The sequence below is a fragment of the Peptostreptococcus russellii genome (assembly GCF_900110295.1).
GTDB lineage: Bacteria > Bacillota > Clostridia > Peptostreptococcales > Peptostreptococcaceae > Peptostreptococcus > Peptostreptococcus russellii_A.
Window position 1 is genome coordinate 44,989 of sequence record NZ_FODF01000008.1, and the last position, 19,108, is coordinate 64,096.

Genomic DNA, 19,108 nt, shown 5'->3' on the forward strand with positions numbered 1-19,108 from the left:
AAAATAATAATTGTCAATTGAACCCGGCATCAATAGGTGTCGGGGAATTTTATTTATTTTAAAGATTCTAATTGGTTAAAAATATTATATTATGGATATATAAGTAATAAAAGAACTTTTATAATGAAAAAATTTTATATAAATATATTTCTAAATAGGAGGACTTAAGTGGAGAAAAAATCAATCTTAGAAAAGAATACTCTTAAAGCAATATTGTCGGTAATTATGTTAATCGTAGTAGCAATTGCAGTATCTAATGGTAATATACAAAGTAATCAAAAGATGAAGTTAACAACTGTAAGAGGTTATATTGAAGCTATAAGTGATAATGATTTGGCTGCCTCAAAAAAATATGTATTAAAAGATGTCGATTATAGAAAGTTTAATCTTTTAAATGCTGGTGAGGAAAACATTTCTGTAAGATATATAAAATTTATTTCCATGGAAAAAGTTAAGAAGTTTAAGCCGAAAAAAATATACCTAAAAGATGGTAAGAGCAAACTCTACCTAAAGGGGAGTATTGTAAAGGTAAGCTATATAATAAAATATAAAAACTCAGAAAAGGATCAAGAAAAAAAGGAAAAAATATTCACTATGGTAAAGACTATAAATAGCAGCTATAAAATAGTAAATATTGAAAATCTATAAAAATTCATTTAATTAAAAAACAACTTCATTAGGAATTGAATATAGCTATTGATGTAAATTATATAAAAATGTTTATAAATTTTATAATACTAAAAATAAATTCAAAAACTATGGATTTATTAAGGTTTCTGTTATAAGATACTCTATAATTTAATAAAGGAGGAAACAGTAATGAGATTAAAAGATAAGGTTATATTAGTCACATCTTCTACTAGAGGAATAGGTTATGCGATTGTTTCAGCTTGTGCAGCTGAAGGGGCAATAGTTTATATGGCTGCTAGAAATGAAGAAAGAGCAAATGCAAGAATTGCAGAGTTTACAGAAAAGGGATATACAGTAAAGTTTGTATACAATGATGCTACTAAACCTGAAACTTTTAAAACTATGATAGACGAAGTAGTTGAAAAAGAGGGTAAAATAGATGTTTTAGTAAACAACTTTGGTACATCAGATCCTAAGAAAGATCTTGATATAGAACATACAAAAGTGGATGATTTCTTAAAGTTTGTAGATCTAAATATTGCAAGTGTATTTATAGCTTCGCAAGCTGCAATTCATCACATGAAGGAAAACGGTGGCGGAAGTATAATAAATATATCATCAATAGGTGGAATAGTTCCAGATATATCTCAGATTGCTTATGGAACTAGTAAGGCAGGTATAATACATATGTCAAAGATGATAGCAGTTCAGGAAGCTAGAAACAATATTCGTTGTAATGTAGTTGCTCCAGGAATGACTGCCACAGATGGAGTGAAGGATAACTTAAATGAAAATTTCCAGAATATGTTTTTAAAGAATACACCTATTAAGCGTATGGCAGAACCAGAGGAAATAGCTCAAGCTGTTGTTTACTTTGCTACAGATGCAGCAGCATACACAACAGGTCAAGTAATGGCAGTAGCAGGTGGATTTGGTCTTGCTACACCGATATTTGGTGACTTATCAGAATCATTGACAAGTAGATAATATTAAAAGTGTATCAGTATCAGAAACTTAATTAGTATAAATAAAATTAATAATAAAATTTTGGTATATAAATTGTATAAAAGACCAGCTAAAAAAAGCTGGTCTTTTTAAGTTTATCCTTTAATTACATCTTCCATGCTAAATAGTCCATTTTTTTGATTTTTAAGATATTTAATTCCTCTTAGAGCTCCTTTTGCAAATGATGCATCAGTTAATGCCTGATGACTTAATGTTAAAACATCATCTTCACCTGCGAAAATAACATCGTGGTCGCTTATTATATTTCCACCTCTTACTGAGTGGAATCCAACTTCTTCTTTTTTTCTTTTTTGTAGTACTGAATCTCTGCCGTATTGTGGATATAGTTCTGGTCTTGCTTCCTTCATAGAATCAAATAACATTTTTGCTGTTCCACTAGGAGCATCTTCTTTTCTATTATGATGCTTTTCGATAATTTCTATATCGAATTCTTTTAATTCCTTTGCCATTTTCTTTAATATTCCCAGCATAATGTTTATACCAAAACCGGTATTGTGAGATAAAAGAATAGGAATATTCTTTGAAGCTTCCTCAACCTTTTTTTCATCATCTTCATTAAGCCCAGTAGTACCTATAACTACAGGAACATTGTTTTTTACAGCATAATCAAGCATAGATTCTATATTATCTCTATGAGAGAAGTCTATTATGCCTTCGCATTTCATATCTACAGCTTCAAAATTTTTAAAAACTCTTATTCCATCTTTTGTATCATTTTCTTTGGCAGATCTTGATACACCAAAAGCAATTTCGCAACCGCTATCTTCATTAACAGCTTTGATAACTGATTTTCCAACCTTACCATAATAACCAACTATTGCAATTTTCATGTTAACCTCCAGATCTATAATAATATTAAATAATAATAATTCTATTAACATTATTATAGCATAGTATAAAAATTTAACATAGGATTTGATATTGCTATTTTAAAATATTTATAGTTTTATCTTGAAATAAAAAAAGATAATTATTCCGAAAACATGGATTTAGGGAATAATTAATAAAATAAGGTTTATTAAGTTTCTTGTAAGTAATAGTTCAAAGTGATATAATCAAATTATAATATACAAAAAGGGGAGCTCGGAAGGGCTGAGAGTAGCGAAAGCTTTACCCATAACCTGATTTGGATAACGCCAACGTAGGGAAATCTTATGACGTGTATGTCAGTATTTTAAGATTGTGTGCTTTGGCACACTTTTTTTATTTTTAGGAGGTATTATGAGTAATATAAAAAAATTAACATTAGCAGGATTATTTTGTGCATTGGCAGTAGCTGGTAGCTTCATATCTATTCCTGTGCTAGGAAGTAGGTGTGCACCAGTTCAACATATGGTAAATGTAATAGCGGCAATAATTTTGGGACCTTGGATTGGGCTTGCTATAGCCTTTTTTTCATCTTTGCTTAGAAATATGATGGGGCTCGGTTCGATTTTAGCTTTTCCAGGAAGTATGTTTGGCGTGTTTATTGCAGGAGTTTTATATAGAAATACTAAAAGTATACTGACTGCTTGTATAGGTGAGGCTTTTGGAACAGGAATAATAGGTGGTCTTTGTGCCTATCCAATAGCAGTATTATTTATGGGGAAGAATGCAGCTGAACTAGGATACTTTGTATATGTAACTCCGTTTTTAATATCTACTGTTGTGGGATCAACAATAGGAGGGCTTGTAGTATTTTCTCTTGCAAAATCTAAAGCACTAAATTGGGGAAGTGTATAAGGACGATAGTGTAAATAGAATTTATAAAAAATAGAAATAGAAGGATTTAAAGAATATAGAAATATTATTTATAAATAAAAAAGCCATAACACTAAGTTTTAGTGTTATGGCTTTTAAAGTTCATATAAAAACAATATGAGTTTTTAATTAACAATTGATTAAACTTTGATAACCTTTCTATATATTAAATATTAAAAAAATAGACAAGGTCAAAATTTATTATTTTACTTTGAATATGTTACTGCAGTATATGAAACATAACTGTTGTTATTGTATCCATATGTAATACCAAGTGTAAGAGTTCCGTAATTGTTTTTAGAAGCACTTTCTATTGAATTCAATGGTATTATATAGGAATCACCATCTTGTTCAAGATGAATACCACCAGATATTTTAAATTCACGTCCTGTATTAGAAAGTGTAAACTGAGTATCATAAATATCCAATTTCGGATTCTTTACAGAGATAATATTCTTATCCTTATCATAGAAAGTAACACTTACTCTAGGCGATTTCGAAAAATCAATATTTGGAATATCACCATCTGTTTGACCTGAAGTTTTTTCTATAATTTTCATTCTATCATTTTTTACAAATTTTTCAAACTGCTGTCTACTGAAAGTTCGAACAATAGCATCTCTTTTATCGTTTTCGATATTTAAATCCGAATATGTGTCAGTATTTGTGATGTTACGATTCTCTTCAGAAGTCGGTATAAATGCCTTGTCTAAAAACATGGCTCCTGCAAGCACTATAATAGCAACTGTTATTAATGCAATTAAAGATTTTTTTATCATAATTCTTCTCCTGAATAATATATTAATACTAAAAGAAATACATATTTAAAAACATTAGATTTATTTTTAAAAAAGTTTTCCTAAAGGAAATTTGACTTTTAATTATAAATCAATTCTCTTTATTATATCATATAGATTTATCAATAACCATATAAATAGCAAAATTTCTTTTAACGCTAGGTTATAAATTTATATTTTTTATAAAAATTACTAATTTTGCTTATTTTTATAAATTTATTTTTGCATATAAGTATAATACATATAATGATACAAATAATACATCTTTTAGAAAATTTGATAAAAGATATAACTGTTTTTTTAAATAATAAAGCTAAATAAAACTCCTACAGTTGCACTTATGACTATTATCTTTATTATGTTTACTTTTTTTGACATAAATAAGATTCCACCAATTATAAAGCCAATAACACCAATGTATTTAATTCCCTCAGGAGAAAAAATAGAGGATTTAAACATATCAATGGCAGCTATTAATATAAGACCAGGTATTGCAGGCTTTAGACCTTTTAAAGCTCTATCAAGTAAGGTAATCTTCTTTCCTCTAAATAAAAAATAGCCTAAAAGTAGCATCAGTATGCAGGAAGGTGTAACTTCTGCAATAGTTGCCACAATAGCCCCAGGTACAGAAGCTACTTTAGTACCTATAAATGTAGCAGAATTGATTCCTATTGGACCAGGCGTAATCTGAGAAAGAGAAACAAGGTCTGTAAGCTCTTTTATTGTAAGCCATTTCATGTCATTTACAACATACCTTTGAATAAGCGGTAAAACTGCATAACCACCACCAAATGCAAAGGCTCCTATTTTTAAAAAAGTAATATAAAGAAGTAAAAGCTTGTTTATCATTTTATTTTATCCTCCTCAACAAGTGAAAATACAATCAAGCCAATCATACCAGATAGCAATATAATATATATTGTATTTATGTTAGTAAAATATGCTGCAGAAAAAGCACTAAACATTAGTATCGATCCAAAAATTTTATGTTTTACAAGAGCTTTTTTTGCCATTTGGAAAACTGTAATAAACAAGACTGCACTTATTGCACCACTCATACATCCTAGAGCAGCCTTTACAATGCTATTTTTAGAAATAGTATTGTAAACATAGTACATAATCGAAATAATAATTAGACAAGGTAAAACAGAAGCCAAAAGGCATACGAGAGCACCCTTCCAACCGATTAATCTGTAACCTGTAAGAATAGAAGTATTTATAGCCATGGGTCCTGGACCTGATTGTGCGATTGCCACAATATCAAGCATTTCGTCATCATCTATTAATTTTTTTTTATTTACAAATTCATCGCGTATAACAGGTACAATAGTATAGCCACCACCAAAAGTAAACATATTTATTTTAAAGAATGTTATAAAAAGTGACTTATAACTTATTTTCTTAGAATCCATAATATCACCCCTTAAATTTAAGAATATAAATATAATTAAATTATATCACAAGAAGGGAAGTTTTATTAGAAGTTGACAAAAATGAAAATAGCTAGAATCGTAAAGTAATAAATTTGTACTATTTACTATGTAATTTATATAATATATTAATTGTTGATATATAGTTAAGTAAGAAATGAAAACTAAAGCAAGTACAGTAGAATCAATGCTTTTAACTAGATGTAACATTATTTGCCTATACTTTATAAACTGTGGTATAATAATATACGTGTAATTATGTTTATTTAAGTATTGAAGGGGTGAATCAGATGTCACAAAATCCAAAAATGGATTACTTGAAAGGAAATTTCTATGAAAAAATAGGAAAATCCGAGTTGGCAGTAGGCAAATTTGTCGAAGCAGCCGAGGCGGGATATGACAGAGCTCAGCTAATTTTGGGACAGTTGTATGATAGTGCAGGTGAACTAGAAAAAGCTGAAAACTGGTATAAATCGGCCTTTAATAGTGGTGTTGATTTCGCAGCTTTTAATCTTGGTAATATGTACTATAATAATGAAATATATGACACTTCGCTATATTGGTATGAAAAAGCAGCAGAAAAGGGAATATTAGCTGCTAAAAACAATATGGGCGTAATTTACTACATACTAGAAGACTATCAAATGTCTGAAAAAGTTTTAAAAGAAGCAGCAAGTGAAGGTTTTGCAAAATCTTATTTCAACTTAGGACTATTAAATAGTGAACTTGATGTAGAAGATGTATCGGAAGAAATGTATAGAAAAGGTGCTGAACTAAACGATGAAGATGCTATATACAATATGGCAGTAATTGAAATGGATAGAGGCAACTATGTAGAATCTATGGATTTATACAAGAAATTAGTAAAAAAGAAACATATAAATGCTTGTATAAACTTAGGTATACTTTATGAGTTATCTAGTGATTCTACAGAAGCTGAAAAAGCCTATATAGTAGCAGCTGATGAAGGTAATGTTACAGCACAGTATAGATTAGGGTATCTACTTGATAAAAAAAATAAAACTGCAGATGCAATACATTATTATGAACTTGCTATTGCACAGAATCATTCTCTTGCAAAATACAGATTAGCAAATATATATAATAGAAATAATGATACAGATAATGCCAGAATTTATTACAAAATGGCAGCGGATGACGGAATAAGTGAAGCAAAAAATAACTTAGCTGGAATTTATTTCGAGGAGAAAAATTATAAAGAAGCAGGAAAGTATTTTGATGAAGCTATAAATCAAGGTTGTGTAAATGCAGCTGAGAACATGGGAGATCTGTGTAGGGCTTTAAAAGACTATGACAAGGCTATTTATTATTACAAAGTCGCACCTGATAGTGTCACATGTCAAATTAAGATTGCGAATTTATATGAGAGAAAATCTAATTTAGATAATATGCTATACTGGTATAGAAAAGCAGCTGACTCAGGAGATATAGAATCTGCTTTTAAAGTAGCAACTTTATTTGAAAGAACTGGCAGGGAAAAAGAGGCTTTAAGATATTATAAAATAGCGTCAGAAAGCGACCACGATTTAGCTAAACTGTATCTTGCAAGACTGTTATTCAATCAAGGCGATTATGAGGAAACAAAAAAATACCTTATAAAACCTGCAGAATTAGGGAATGTATATGCATTGAATACTCTAGGTATATTGTACGATAACTTTTTAAATGAGCCTAAAAAGGCTAGAGAGTATTATGAAAAGGCTATTGAAAAAGGATGCACAGAATCAATGTATAACCTTGCTCAGCTTTTATTTAGAAGTTATGAGTTTGAAAAGGCGGAAAGTTACCTTAAAATGGGAACAGAAAAGGGCAATAAGAGATGTGAATACTTCCTTGCGGCTTTTTATTTTAGAAAGTCTATGGACATGTTCAAATCTTTGGCAAATTTAAATTATGAGAATTCGGCTGAATTAGTTCATGATGTAAAGCATTTAAATTTTATAGACGATCACTTACTTTTAACAGATTTTGATATAAGTCCTATGAAATTCAAGGGATTTGAGGAAAATATAGAACCACTTTATATATTGGATATAGATGAAGATATTACAAAGTATTTTGAAGGACGTGAAAATTGGATGGCTTTAGATCAGGGGGAAGTCGAAAATATAGACGTATAAGCGCTTAAAAACAAAGGGGTGATGCTATTGATAAGATATTATAAGTCAATAAACCTTGAGTTGGAAAAACTTGATAATTATGAAAAGGGATGCTGGGTGAATTTAACAGAACCCACTTCCAATGAACTTGAGGATATCAGTCAGTTGCTAAACCTCGATATAGATGTTTTAACAGCAGCATTAGACGATGAGGAAAGTTCAAGAATTGAGTCTGATGATGATTACACATTGATACTGATAGATATTCCATTTGATATGTCAGATTCAAAATCTTCAAGTTATATAACAGTGCCATTGGCAATAATACTTTGCAATGATGGAATTGTAACTGTTTGTTCAAAACAGGTTAGAATTTTAAATGACTTTATAGTTGGACATGTTAAAGATTTTTATACATTTATGAGAACCCGATTTATTTTACAGATTCTATACAGAAATGCTACATATTATTTACTTTATCTGAGAAGAATTAATAAAACTACAAATCTTATAGAAAAAGAGATTTATCAGTCAATGAAGAATAAAGAGCTTTTACAGCTTTTACAGTTAGAGAAATCCTTGGTATATTTCTCTACTTCTTTGACTGCCAATGAGGCTACTTTAGATAGATTATTAAAGCTTAATATTATAAAACACTATGAAGAAGATGAGGATTTGCTAGAGGATGTTATTATAGAAAATAAACAGGCTCTTCAGATGGCTAGAATATATGGGGATATATTAAGTCGAATAATGGATGCTTTTAGTGCGATAATAAGTAATAATCAGAATAATGTAATGACATATCTTACAATAGTGACAATTATAATGGCGGTGCCTACGATATTGTCAGGCTTCTGGGGGATGAACGTTCCAGGTATTCCATTTGAGAAAAGTCCTGGAGGATTCTGGATGGTTGTAGTAGTATCAGTTGTGCTTTGTACTCTATCTACAATCTATCTTATTAGAAAGAAATTCTTGTAGGTGATTTTGAGATGAAAGAGTCAATTATTGAAAAAATGCTTAGAATAGAAACATCTAAGTCGGAAACTAGGATGGATAGAATCAAGCATTATAACAGATACGAGCCAACTCCATATTCTGCATTAGAAAAACTCTTTAAACATTATGAAATCAATGATAAAGATTTTTTTGTAGACTTCGGTTCAGGTAAAGGAAGATTTTCTTTTTTTGTGAATTACTTTTTTAATTCAGGATGTACAAGTGTCGAGATAGTAGAAGAGTTTCACAAAAAAGCATTAAAAAATTATGATAGCTATATAAAAAGAAATCCTAAAGCAGTAGGAAGACTTTTTTATGTGAATAATTATGCTGAAAAATATGAAATTAGCAAATTTGAAAATAAGTTTTATTTTTTCAATCCATTTTCAGTGAATATTTTTATAGGAATTGTAAATAAAATAATTAAGTCTGTAGAGTTGAACAATAGAGAAGTGGACATTATTCTATATTATCCATCTATGGATTACATAGCCTTCCTAGAGAGGAAAACAGCATTTCAGCATGTAATGGACATTTCTTTAGATGAAAGTGATAGGGATCCAAGAGAGAAGTTTGCAATTTATAGATTTGGCGAAAGAAACAATAGATTAGAAGATGAATGTGTAATTAATATTGATATAAAAACAATAATATATCAAGAAAATATTATATGTAAAAATAAAAAATAAAAAGCGGTCTGTCTTTAATTAGGCAGACGGCTTTTTTATTATAAATAGATTTTATATTTTGATTAAAAGGAATTTTTTAATTAAGTAGTTATAAATATCCATTAATAGATTATAAATAAATTTCGCATAAAAAACACCGCACTGCTTCGCAGTGCGGATATATTATATATTATTATTCTACAATAGCTCTACTTGCCATAGATCTGTTGTATTTTATTCTATCCTGTTCATTAAGAACTTTCTTTCTTAATCTTATAGAATCTGGAGTTACTTCAACAAGTTCATCGTCATCTATAAATTCAAGAGATTCTTCAAGTGTGAAGATTTTAGGTGGAGCAAGCTTGATAGCATCATCTGAACCAGATGCTCTAACGTTACTCATCTTCTTATTCTTTGTAGGATTAACAACCATATCTTCTTTTCTAGAGTTCATACCGATTATCATACCTTCGTAAACATCTACACCTGGATCAACAAATAGAGTACCTCTTGAAGAAAGTGCATTTAGGGCATAACCCATAGTTTTACCAGGACTCTGAGAAATTAGAACACCATTTAATCTTGAAGGTATCTCACCCTTATATTCTTCAAATCTCTCAAATGAAGATAATAAAGTACCTTCACCTCTAGTAACATTTATAAATTCACTTCTATATCCTAGAAGACCTCTAGTAGGAACAAGGAATTCAATCTTAACGTATCCACCGTCAACTATTTCCATTGATTCCATCATACCTTTTCTAGTGTTTAGCTCGCTTATAACAGTTCCTGAATAGCTTTCAGGGCAGTTTACAATAACTCTTTCTATTGGTTCAACTGTCTTTCCTTCTTCATTCTTATGCATAAGAACTTGTGGCTTAGATACACCTAATTCATATCCTTCACGTCTCATATTTTCTATTAATATAGAAAGGTGAAGTTCACCACGTCCACTTACCTTATATCCGTCTGTAGTATCTAGAGGTTCAACTCTTAAACCTACATTTACTTCTAATTCTTTTTCTAGTCTGTCTCTTATATGTCTAGTAGTAACAAACTTTCCGCTTCTACCTACAAATGGAGAATCATTTACCATGAAGTTCATTGATAGAGTAGGTTCTTCTATAAGTATAGCTCCAAGTGGAAGATTCTGACCTTCAGCACATATTGTTTCACCTATTTCTATATCAGGAATACCTGCAAGAACAACTATTTCACCACTTTCAGCTTCATCAACTTGAACTTGATTAAGACCTTCGTATACAGAAATTCTTGAAATCTTACCTCTTCTTGGTTCCTTACCTTCGGAGCAAATATTTATCTGTTCTGATGATTTTAGTTTACCTTTAAACACTCTACCTATTCCAAGTCTACCGATATAATCATCGTATGCAAGTGCAGATATCTGAACTTGAAGTGATTCATCATCATAATCTGGATAAGCATCAACATGATTTATGATTGTTTCGAATAAAGGACTTAAATCCTTTCCTTCGTCATCTAATTCCAACTTGGCAATACCTTCCTTGGCAATACCGTACACGATAGGGAAGTCACACTGTTCATCATTTGCATTTAACTCAACGAATAAGTCAAATACTTCGTTTACAACTTCTTCAGCTCTTTGATCTTTTTTGTCAATTTTATTTATAAATAAAATAGGCTTTAACCCCTGTTCTAATGACTTTTGAAGAACAAATCTTGTCTGAGGCATAGGACCTTCTGTAGCATCAACAAGAAGTAAAACTGTGTCTACTGTCTTTAGTACACGCTCAACTTCAGAAGAGAAGTCACTATGTCCAGGAGTATCAACTATATTAATTTTATAATCTCCGTGTCTTATAGAACAGTTCTTAGAGTATATTGTAATACCTCTTTCTTGCTCAATGTCATCACTATCCATTATACGTTCTCTGATGACTTCATTATCTCTAAAAACACCACTCTGGTTAAGAAATGCATCTACTAGAGTGGATTTACCCGCATCAACATGGGCAATAACTGCAATGTTAATTATATTACGCTTATTTGTCACTTAAATCGCTCCTTTAAAAATCTAAAATCTAATATCAAAGATGTAATAATACATCTTGTAATTATTTATAACAACTTTTATATTATAACAAATAATAGAAGTATTGTATACACGTATTTCTCTTGAAATCGTTTTATTTTAAAGAATTTTATCAAAAATAGGGTATATAATCAATAGGCATTATTATTTTTTTGAAGTTTGCAGATTAATCATATGAAGAGTATAGTCAATCTAATCTGTAGAAAGATAGTGTGGTTTTATATTGAAAAATTAAATATTAGGTGTATAATAATTACTATATGATAAATGTTTTCAGAAAATGTAAATGAAGCTAGGAAACATTAGTATACTTAAGATTTTTTTAAAAGTCAAAGGATTGATTTATCAAATTGAAAAAATCATCTTAAAATTATTAAAATAACATTATAATAGAAGAAAGGAAAGATTATGAGTAAAAATATTAAAACAATAGATTTTAAAATCGAAGGAATGAGTTGTGCAGCTTGTTCAAAATCGGCAGAGCGATCTCTTAAAAAAACAAATGGAGTTAGTTCTGCATCAGTAAATATTGCAACTGAAAAGGCGATAGTTGAATATGATCCATCTATTTGTGGTTTTGAAGATTTAAAGCATTCAGTAGAAAAGGTAGGTTTTCATATAGCAGAGGAGGAGAAAAAAACTCTTCAAAAAGATGATAATACAAAGAGACAATTTCTAGTGGCAGCTATATTTGCTCTTTTAGTCTTTATTATATCAATGGGACCAATGGTAGGATTAAAACTTCCTAATATCATATCTCCCACACACAATCCTCAAAACTATTCTTTACTACAATTACTTTTAACGATACCTGTTCTAATAGCAGGTAGAAAGTTTTATATTAATGGGTATAAGGCTATTTTTAATTTAGGACCGAATATGGATTCTCTTGTAGCAGTATCTACAACAGCTGCAGTTTTGTATAGTTTAATCAACACATTTAGAATGTTGTTTGATAGTGAGTTTCTTGCAAAAATAATTGAGCTTCATGCACATGTTCCTATTTATTATGAAAGTGCAACTATGATTATAGCACTTATAATGTTAGGTAAAACTTTGGAGGCTAGAAGTAAAAGCAAGACTTCAGAGGCAATTAAATCTCTTATGGAGTTACAAGCCAAGACTGCTATTTTAGAGATAGATGGAAAAGAAAAAGAAGTTAGCATAGAAGATGTAAAAAAGGGAGATACTATAATAGTAAAGCCTGGGAAAAAAATACCAGTAGATGGAAAAATTATATATGGGAATACATCCATAGACGAATCAATGCTAACTGGCGAGAGTATTCCAGTTGAAAAGTCAGTAGGAGATGCAGTTACAGGGTCAAGTATAAATAAAAACGGATATATTAAGTTTAAGGCAGAAAAAGTAGGTAAGGATACGACTTTATATCAAATTATTAAATTAGTAGAAGATGCTCAAAATAAAAAAGCAGAAATTGCAAATCTTGCAGATGTAGTTTCAGGGATCTTTGTTCCAATTGTAATGACTATTGCTATAGTATCAGCTTTCCTTTGGCACTTTGTAGGTCATGCTGATTTTGAATTTACTTTGACAATATTTATTTCAGTTCTTGTAATAGCTTGTCCATGTGCTCTTGGACTTGCAACACCGACTGCAATAATGGTAGGTACTGGTAAGGGAGCAGAAAATGGAATATTGATAAAGGGAGGAGATTCACTTGAATCTGCTCACAAAGTAACTACTATAGCATTTGATAAGACAGGTACTATTACAAATGGAAAAGCTGTAGTTACAGATTTGCATATAGTAGAAGAAAGTTTTAAAGAAAGTGAAATAATAAAGCTTATAGCCTCTGCAGAATCTGGATCAGAGCATCCTTTGGCAGAAGCGATAACCTTATTTGCTAAAAATAAAAATATTGAAATAGAAAAAGCAATAGATTTTAAGAGTTACACAGGCATGGGTATTGAGGCAACTGTAGATACTCGTAAGGTTTTGCTTGGTAATAAAAAATTTATGGAAAGCATTGATGCAAAAGTAGATGAAAAGTCTGAGAATATATCACAAGAATATGCGAAAATGGGAAAGACTCCGATGTATATAGCAATAGATAATAAGTTTATAGCTATTATAGCAGTTGCAGATACAATAAAAGACAGTAGTATAGAAACTATAAAGAAGCTACATGAATTAGGTATTAAAGTAGCAATGATTACAGGTGACAATAAAAACACAGCAGCGGCAATAGCAAATCAAGTTGGTATAGATATAGTTAAGTCAGAGGTTCTTCCATCAGAGAAGTCAAATACAATTAAGGAATTACAGGAAAAGGGAGAATTTGTAGCTATGGTTGGAGATGGTATTAATGATTCTCCTGCTCTTGCACAAGCTGATCTTGGAATTGCAATAGGTAATGGTACAGATGTTGCAATAGAATCTGCAGATATTGTTTTGATGAGAGATAACTTGATGGACGTAGCAAATGCAATTAAATTGAGTAAAGAAACTATAAGAAACATAAAACAAAACTTAGCTTGGGCTTTTGGATATAATATTATAGGTATTCCTTTTGCAGCTGGAGTATTATATATATTTGGTGGACCTCTTTTGAATCCAATGATAGCAGCTGCGGCAATGAGTCTTTCGTCTGTAAGTGTTGTTTCAAATGCATTGAGATTAAGAAAGTTTAAACCATATGACAGCAAGCAAGAAGAAAGTAAGAAAGAAAGTAAGTAAGGAGAATATATTATAAAAAGATATAGTAAAAGATTTTGAACTTACATTTCAAATAAGTGTATTTTAAATAGAGTTTATTAAAAGATTGAGCACTAAATAAAAAGTATACAAAAAGGACAGTTTATGGTAAAAATACCTTTAAACTGTCCTTTATATTTTTACAATAAAATAGTTAGTTTAAATCATTCGATATATTACGAATAATACATGTGAATAAAAGGGTGTATTGTTCGTATAATATATAGATTTTTGTCAATGATTTAAAAGTACATTCATTTAAAGAAAACACATAAACGTTCGATAAAGTGAATAAGCACTTGAATTTAATATGAAAATGCTTTTATTCAACATCAATTACTGACTTTGATGAAAGACCTTCATTTTTAAAGGCATTAATGAATTCTTGGTGTACTGGATGGTCTATATAATCCTTTAACATATAGTCATTTCCTAAGTCAACAAATAAAATAATATCCATATTAGCTTCATTCTCTAGACAATTCACCTTGAATTCATAGTTTTTGATAACATTACACTCCTTTTCAAGTTTATCGTACGTACCAGTGAGAATTTTAGAAAGTTTTTCGTAATTTTTGTTTCTTTCAAATTTAAATAATACAATGTGTTTCATGTAATACCTCCATATAAATAATCTGTTTCTTTAATTATACACTAAATAAAGAAAAAAATACATACATTTTTTCTTAAAAAAATAAAATTGTTCAATGGAAAATTAAATTGCCCCAATTTGAATTCTATGTTATAATCATTCGTATAAATGATGAAGTTGTTAAAAATTCAAGAGAAAAGGAGAATTTATAATGAACCGATATGATATTTTGATCATTGAGGATGATAAAAATACTCAAGAGATTATAGAAGAATCCTTAAAGACTAGAGATTTTTTTGTAGATTCGGTATCGGATGGACTAGAAGGTATTCAAAAGTTTAAAGAGAAAAAATATGATCTTGTTCTTTTAAATATATCAATGCCAAATCTTGATGGTTTTACAGTTTGTAAAATGATAAGGAAGATGTCCGAGGTACCAATAGTGTTTATATCATCAAAAAATGACGAAGCGACACAAATAAAGGGATATGATTGTGGTTGTGACGATTTTATTGTAAAGCCATTTTCATTTAATGTACTAGCAAAAAAAATTGAAGCAATTTTAAAGAGAACATCTAAATTAATTGATTCTGATACGCTTGAATTTGAAGATATGGTACTTGGACTTAGAACTTATTCGGTTACAATCTCTGGAGAGTCTGTAGAGCTTACTTTAAAGGAATTTTATATTTTGAAGATGCTCATTGAAAAATATCCACAGGTAATCACAAGAGAAAATCTTCTTGACAATATATGGGGTTATGATTTTTATGGGGATACTAGAATAATAGATGCTCATATCAAGAATATAAGAAAAAAAATAAAGTTACCATATATTAAAACAGTAAAAGGTATAGGATATACTCTTGATAAAAAGTAAATATTTTAGCAATTTTAATATGTTATAAGTGGCAACGTAAAGACGTGGCTATTATATATAAATTTATAAATTTTATTTAAATAATGGAGGTTTTAAATGAATTCAAATCAGGAATTAAGCGGTATTCAAAAAGCATTTCCTCTTCTAGCCGAGAAAAATGTAAATATGAAGAGAGAAATAGTTGCCGGAATTACTACATTCTTAACAATGGCGTATATAATTGCGGTAAATCCAACAACACTTTCAGCAACAGGTATGAATGCAGGTGCATTAGTTACAGGTACTTGTCTTGCAGCAGCTTTAGGTTGTTTTATTATGGGATTTATTGCAAATCTTCCTTTTGCACTTGCATCAGGTATGGGACTAAATGCATTCTTTGCATATACAGTTGTGCTTAAGGGCGGTGTTCCTTGGGAGGTTGCTTTAACAGCAGTTTTTGTAGAAGGTATAATTTTCCTTTTACTTACTTTATTTAAAGTTCGTGAAGCGGTAGTAAACTCAATTCCACTTAACATGAAACATGCTGTTACAGCAGGTATAGGTATATTTATAGCGTTTATAGGATTAAAGGGATGTGGACTTGTAGTAGCAAACGAAGCAACACTTGTTAGTATGGGAAGTATGACACCAACAGTTTTATTTGCATTTATAGGATTATTAGTAATAGGTGTTATGGATAAAAAAGGATTAAAGGGTGCAATTCTTGCTGGTATAGCAGTTTCTTCAATTCTTGCTTGGATATATGCTTCAATGAATCCTGAAGCTGCGGCAAAGTTAGGAATATTTCTTCCAGATGGTATATTTAAATATGAATCAATTAAACCTATTGCAGGTAAGGTTGACTTTGAATTTCTTGCACATCCAAAGGATATAGGAAACTTCTTCGTAATAGTATGTACTTTCTTATTTGTAGACTTCTTTGATACAGTTGGTACATTAGTAGGAGTTTGTTCAAAGGCAGATATGCTTGATGAACAGGGTAGAGTTCCTAATGTTGGTAGAGCTCTTTTAGCTGACTCTATAGCAACTACTTTTGGTGCTTTACTTGGTGTTTCAACAGTTACTACATATGTTGAATCTTCAACAGGTGTTATAGCTGGTGGTAGAACTGGATATACTGCAATTACAGTAGGTATATTATTCCTTATAGCTATGTTTTTCTCACCAATATTTATAGCAATACCTGCATGTGCAACTGCACCTGCACTTATATATGTTGGATATCTTATGATAAGCTCAATTCACGAGATAGATATTCACAACATAACAGAAGGACTTCCAGCATTTATAACAGTTGTAAGTATGGCTCTTACATACAGTATAGGTGATGGACTTACAATAGGTATACTTTCATATGTTATAATAAACCTTATTTACAATCTATTTGCAAAGAAGGAAGACAGAGAACCAGTATCTATGGTAATGATTGTTCTTGCAATTTTATTCTTAATAAAGTTGTTAATGTTATAAAAGAAAAATTAATAAATCGCGTATTTTGGCAAAAAGCCTTGAAACTTACGTGGAATTTAGTTACTATATAATTAGTAGTGAAATTGGACTATTGTGATCAAGATCAATAGTCCTTTTTTAACGCTATAGGTAAAGAATTCCTTAAATTTAATATTTAAGGAATAGTTGATAATAGATATTTTTAAATAGCTAGTAATATTGCTTAGTGGATATAGTTTAAGCGATATAGTTGATTAAAAATCTTTCATGCAGAGGATATGCAGATTAATAAGTATAAATTAAAAAGTAGTGCGTCAGGCGTGAAAAATTAAAAGAAATAAAATGAGAAAGGAAATATGCTAATGTTACAGGTAACAGATGTAGGTTTAAGATTTGGTGATAAAGAATTATACAAAGATGTAAACCTAAAATTTACAAAAGGAAACTGCTACGGAATAATCGGAGCTAATGGTGCTGGAAAGAGTACATTTTTAAAAATACTATCAGGAGAAATAGAGCCAAATACTGGTGTAGTTTCAATAACTGATAAGGAAAGAATGTCAGTTCTTAAGCAGGACCATTTCGAATATGATGACTTTAATCTAATAGATGTAGTTATTATGGGGCACGAAAGACTATGGCAAATAATGAAAGAAAAAGATGCTATATATATGAAGGAAGATTTCAGTGATGAAGACGGAATCAAGGCTGCAGAACTTGAAGGAGAATTTGCAGAACTTGATGGTTGGGATGCTGAAACAAATGCAGAAAAGATCTTAATGGGATTGGGAATAGAGAAGGAACACCATTATTCACTAATGAATGAATTGTCTGGTGGAGATAAGGTAAAAGTTCTTCTTGCACAGGCATTATTTGGTAATCCTGAAATTCTTTTACTTGACGAGCCTACTAATCATTTAGATTATGCTTCAATAAAGTGGCTTAATGAATTTATAATGGGATTAGATGACACTATTGTAATTGTTGTATCACATGATAGACATTTCTTAAATACAATATGTACTCACATAGTCGATGTAGACTTTGGTAAGATTCAATTATATACTGGTAACTATGATTTCTGGTATGAATCAAGTCAGCTAGCTCTTCAGCTTATGAAGGATCAGAATAAAAAGACTGAAGAAAAGGTAGCACAGTTAAAGGAATTTATTGCGAGATTTAGTTCTAATGCCTCTAAAGCAAAGCAGGCTACTTCTAGAAAGAAACAGCTTGAAAAATTAAATGTTGAAGAAATACAGCCTTCAAGAAGAAAGTATCCATATGTTGCTTTCAAACCAGAAAGAGAAATAGGAAATGAAGTTCTTGAAGTTACAAATCTTACAAAAGTAGTAGATGGTGAAAAAGTTCTTGATAATGTAAGTTTCAGATTAAATAATGATGATAAGGTTGTTTTCATGGGTGATGATATGGCAGCAACAGCTTTATTTGAAATATTATCAGGAAGAGATACAGATTATGAAGGCGAATTTAAGTGGGGAGTTACAACTTCACAAAATTATATGCCTAAAAATTATAATGAGTACTTTGATGGATGTGATCTTTCATTAGTAGATTGGTTAAGACAATACTCTGAAGAAAAGATAGAAAGTTATATAAGAGGTTTCCTTGGAAGAATGCTTTTCAGTGGAGATGAAGCTCTTAAAAAGGCAAGTGTATTAAGCGGGGGAGAAAAGGTTAGATGTATGCTTTCAAAGATGATGTTATCTAATGCAAATGTACTTCTTATGGATGACCCTACAAATCATCTTGATCTTGAATCTATAACTTCTGTGAATAAATCATTAGAAGACTTTACAGGAGTAATATTATTTACTTCTCATGATCATCAATTTATATCTTCTATAGCAAATAGAATAATATTTATAGGAGATAATGGTATATTAGATAGAAAGATGAACTTTGATGATTTCATCGAAAGTGCTGATATACAGGGTCTATTAAAGAAAATAGTTCAGGCTTAG

The 19,108-nt window shown here is 30.3% G+C and carries 16 protein-coding genes and 1 riboswitch; of the genes, 10 read left to right on the forward strand and 6 right to left on the reverse strand.

Annotated elements, in window-relative coordinates; genetic code table 11:
- Positions 1-168: 168 nt before the first annotated feature.
- Complete coding sequence (locus tag BMY82_RS06020) at positions 169-648, forward strand: hypothetical protein (RefSeq protein WP_091975658.1); 480 nt, start codon at positions 169-171, stop codon at positions 646-648.
- 171 nt (positions 649-819) lie between these two features.
- Entirely contained in the window at positions 820-1,617 is a 798-nt protein-coding gene (locus BMY82_RS06025) for a 7alpha-hydroxysteroid dehydrogenase (protein WP_091975659.1), read from the forward strand.
- Positions 1,618-1,730: 113 nt separating this feature from the next.
- Here BMY82_RS06025 and dapB read toward each other — a convergent pair whose 3' ends face one another.
- The gene (dapB, locus tag BMY82_RS06030; protein ID WP_091975660.1) at positions 1,731-2,486 is read right to left on the reverse strand and encodes a 4-hydroxy-tetrahydrodipicolinate reductase; all 756 of its coding nucleotides are present in this window, start codon (positions 2,484-2,486) and stop codon (positions 1,731-1,733) included.
- A 235-nt stretch (positions 2,487-2,721) separates the two neighbouring features.
- Positions 2,722-2,823, forward strand: a riboswitch (TPP riboswitch).
- A 54-nt stretch (positions 2,824-2,877) separates the two neighbouring features.
- On the opposite strand from dapB, the gene thiW reads away from it, so the two are divergent.
- A complete protein-coding gene (gene thiW, locus BMY82_RS06035; protein ID WP_091975661.1) occupies positions 2,878-3,378 on the forward strand; it encodes an energy coupling factor transporter S component ThiW in 501 nt (166 codons plus the stop codon).
- A gap of 224 nt (positions 3,379-3,602) precedes the next feature.
- Here the strand turns inward: thiW and BMY82_RS06040 are convergent, their stop codons facing one another.
- The 3 genes from BMY82_RS06040 to BMY82_RS06050 form a co-directional block, all read right to left on the reverse strand.
- Entirely contained in the window at positions 3,603-4,175 is a 573-nt protein-coding gene (locus BMY82_RS06040; protein ID WP_091975662.1) for a hypothetical protein, read from the reverse strand.
- Positions 4,176-4,493: 318 nt separating this feature from the next.
- Positions 4,494-5,042: a chromate transporter gene (locus tag BMY82_RS06045; protein ID WP_091975663.1), complete on the reverse strand. Its 549-nt coding sequence runs from the start codon at positions 5,040-5,042 to the stop codon at positions 4,494-4,496.
- Positions 5,039-5,605, reverse strand: coding sequence for a chromate transporter (locus BMY82_RS06050; protein ID WP_091975664.1), 567 nt, complete (start codon positions 5,603-5,605; stop codon positions 5,039-5,041). The genes BMY82_RS06045 and BMY82_RS06050 overlap by 4 nt, the downstream gene beginning before the upstream one ends.
- A 326-nt stretch (positions 5,606-5,931) precedes the next feature.
- Here BMY82_RS06050 and BMY82_RS06055 point away from each other — a divergent pair, with 326 nt between their 5' ends.
- The 3 genes from BMY82_RS06055 to BMY82_RS06065 are packed head-to-tail and all read left to right on the forward strand — an operon-like array spanning position 5,932 to position 9,434.
- Positions 5,932-7,764, forward strand: a complete 1,833-nt coding sequence (locus BMY82_RS06055; protein ID WP_242938930.1) for a tetratricopeptide repeat protein — start codon at positions 5,932-5,934, stop codon at positions 7,762-7,764.
- Positions 7,765-7,791: 27 nt separating this feature from the next.
- Complete coding sequence (locus BMY82_RS06060; protein WP_091975666.1) at positions 7,792-8,727, forward strand: magnesium transporter CorA family protein; 936 nt, start codon at positions 7,792-7,794, stop codon at positions 8,725-8,727.
- An 11-nt stretch (positions 8,728-8,738) separates the two neighbouring features.
- Positions 8,739-9,434 (forward strand): hypothetical protein, encoded by a 696-nt coding sequence (locus BMY82_RS06065; RefSeq protein WP_091975667.1) that lies wholly within the window; start codon positions 8,739-8,741, stop codon positions 9,432-9,434.
- A gap of 172 nt (positions 9,435-9,606) precedes the next feature.
- Here BMY82_RS06065 and typA read toward each other — a convergent pair whose 3' ends face one another.
- On the reverse strand, positions 9,607-11,448 hold the full coding sequence (typA, locus tag BMY82_RS06070) for a translational GTPase TypA (RefSeq protein ID WP_091975668.1): 1,842 nt from the start codon (positions 11,446-11,448) through the stop codon (positions 9,607-9,609).
- A gap of 447 nt (positions 11,449-11,895) precedes the next feature.
- On the opposite strand from typA, the gene BMY82_RS06075 reads away from it, so the two are divergent.
- Complete coding sequence (locus BMY82_RS06075) at positions 11,896-14,187, forward strand: heavy metal translocating P-type ATPase (RefSeq protein ID WP_091975669.1); 2,292 nt, start codon at positions 11,896-11,898, stop codon at positions 14,185-14,187.
- A 340-nt stretch (positions 14,188-14,527) separates the two neighbouring features.
- Here the strand turns inward: BMY82_RS06075 and BMY82_RS06080 are convergent, their stop codons facing one another.
- Positions 14,528-14,818 carry a Dabb family protein gene (locus BMY82_RS06080; protein ID WP_091975670.1) on the reverse strand — a complete coding sequence of 97 codons (291 nt, stop codon included), beginning with the start codon at positions 14,816-14,818 and terminating at the stop codon, positions 14,528-14,530.
- Positions 14,819-15,008: 190 nt separating this feature from the next.
- On the opposite strand from BMY82_RS06080, the gene BMY82_RS06085 reads away from it, so the two are divergent.
- The 3 genes from BMY82_RS06085 (at position 15,009) to BMY82_RS06095 (ending at position 19,108) form a co-directional block, all read left to right on the forward strand.
- A complete protein-coding gene (locus BMY82_RS06085) occupies positions 15,009-15,677 on the forward strand; it encodes a response regulator transcription factor (RefSeq protein ID WP_091975671.1) in 669 nt (222 codons plus the stop codon).
- Positions 15,678-15,773: 96 nt separating this feature from the next.
- Positions 15,774-17,147, forward strand: coding sequence for an NCS2 family permease (locus tag BMY82_RS06090; protein WP_091975672.1), 1,374 nt, complete (start codon positions 15,774-15,776; stop codon positions 17,145-17,147).
- Between the two features lie 341 nt (positions 17,148-17,488).
- On the forward strand, positions 17,489-19,108 hold the full coding sequence (locus tag BMY82_RS06095) for an ABC-F family ATP-binding cassette domain-containing protein (protein WP_091975673.1): 1,620 nt from the start codon (positions 17,489-17,491) through the stop codon (positions 19,106-19,108).

Excerpts from the sequence above, each read along its gene's own strand:
- BMY82_RS06045 (WP_091975663.1), bottom strand. The coding sequence starts at position 5,042 with ATGATAAACAAGCTTTTACTTCTTTATATTACTTTTTTAAAAATAGGA.
- BMY82_RS06040 (WP_091975662.1), bottom strand. The coding sequence starts at position 4,175 with ATGATAAAAAAATCTTTAATTGCATTAATAACAGTTGCTATTATAGTG.
- dapB (WP_091975660.1), bottom strand. The coding sequence starts at position 2,486 with ATGAAAATTGCAATAGTTGGTTATTATGGTAAGGTTGGAAAATCAGTT.
- BMY82_RS06050 (WP_091975664.1), bottom strand. The coding sequence starts at position 5,605 with ATGGATTCTAAGAAAATAAGTTATAAGTCACTTTTTATAACATTCTTT.
- BMY82_RS06090 (WP_091975672.1), top strand. The coding sequence starts at position 15,774 with ATGAATTCAAATCAGGAATTAAGCGGTATTCAAAAAGCATTTCCTCTT.
- BMY82_RS06055 (WP_242938930.1), top strand. The coding sequence starts at position 5,932 with ATGGATTACTTGAAAGGAAATTTCTATGAAAAAATAGGAAAATCCGAG.
- thiW (WP_091975661.1), top strand. The coding sequence starts at position 2,878 with ATGAGTAATATAAAAAAATTAACATTAGCAGGATTATTTTGTGCATTG.
- BMY82_RS06025 (WP_091975659.1), top strand. The coding sequence starts at position 820 with ATGAGATTAAAAGATAAGGTTATATTAGTCACATCTTCTACTAGAGGA.
- BMY82_RS06080 (WP_091975670.1), bottom strand. The coding sequence starts at position 14,818 with ATGAAACACATTGTATTATTTAAATTTGAAAGAAACAAAAATTACGAA.
- BMY82_RS06075 (WP_091975669.1), top strand. The coding sequence starts at position 11,896 with ATGAGTAAAAATATTAAAACAATAGATTTTAAAATCGAAGGAATGAGT.
- BMY82_RS06065 (WP_091975667.1), top strand. The coding sequence starts at position 8,739 with ATGAAAGAGTCAATTATTGAAAAAATGCTTAGAATAGAAACATCTAAG.
- BMY82_RS06095 (WP_091975673.1), top strand. The coding sequence starts at position 17,489 with ATGTTACAGGTAACAGATGTAGGTTTAAGATTTGGTGATAAAGAATTA.
- BMY82_RS06085 (WP_091975671.1), top strand. The coding sequence starts at position 15,009 with ATGAACCGATATGATATTTTGATCATTGAGGATGATAAAAATACTCAA.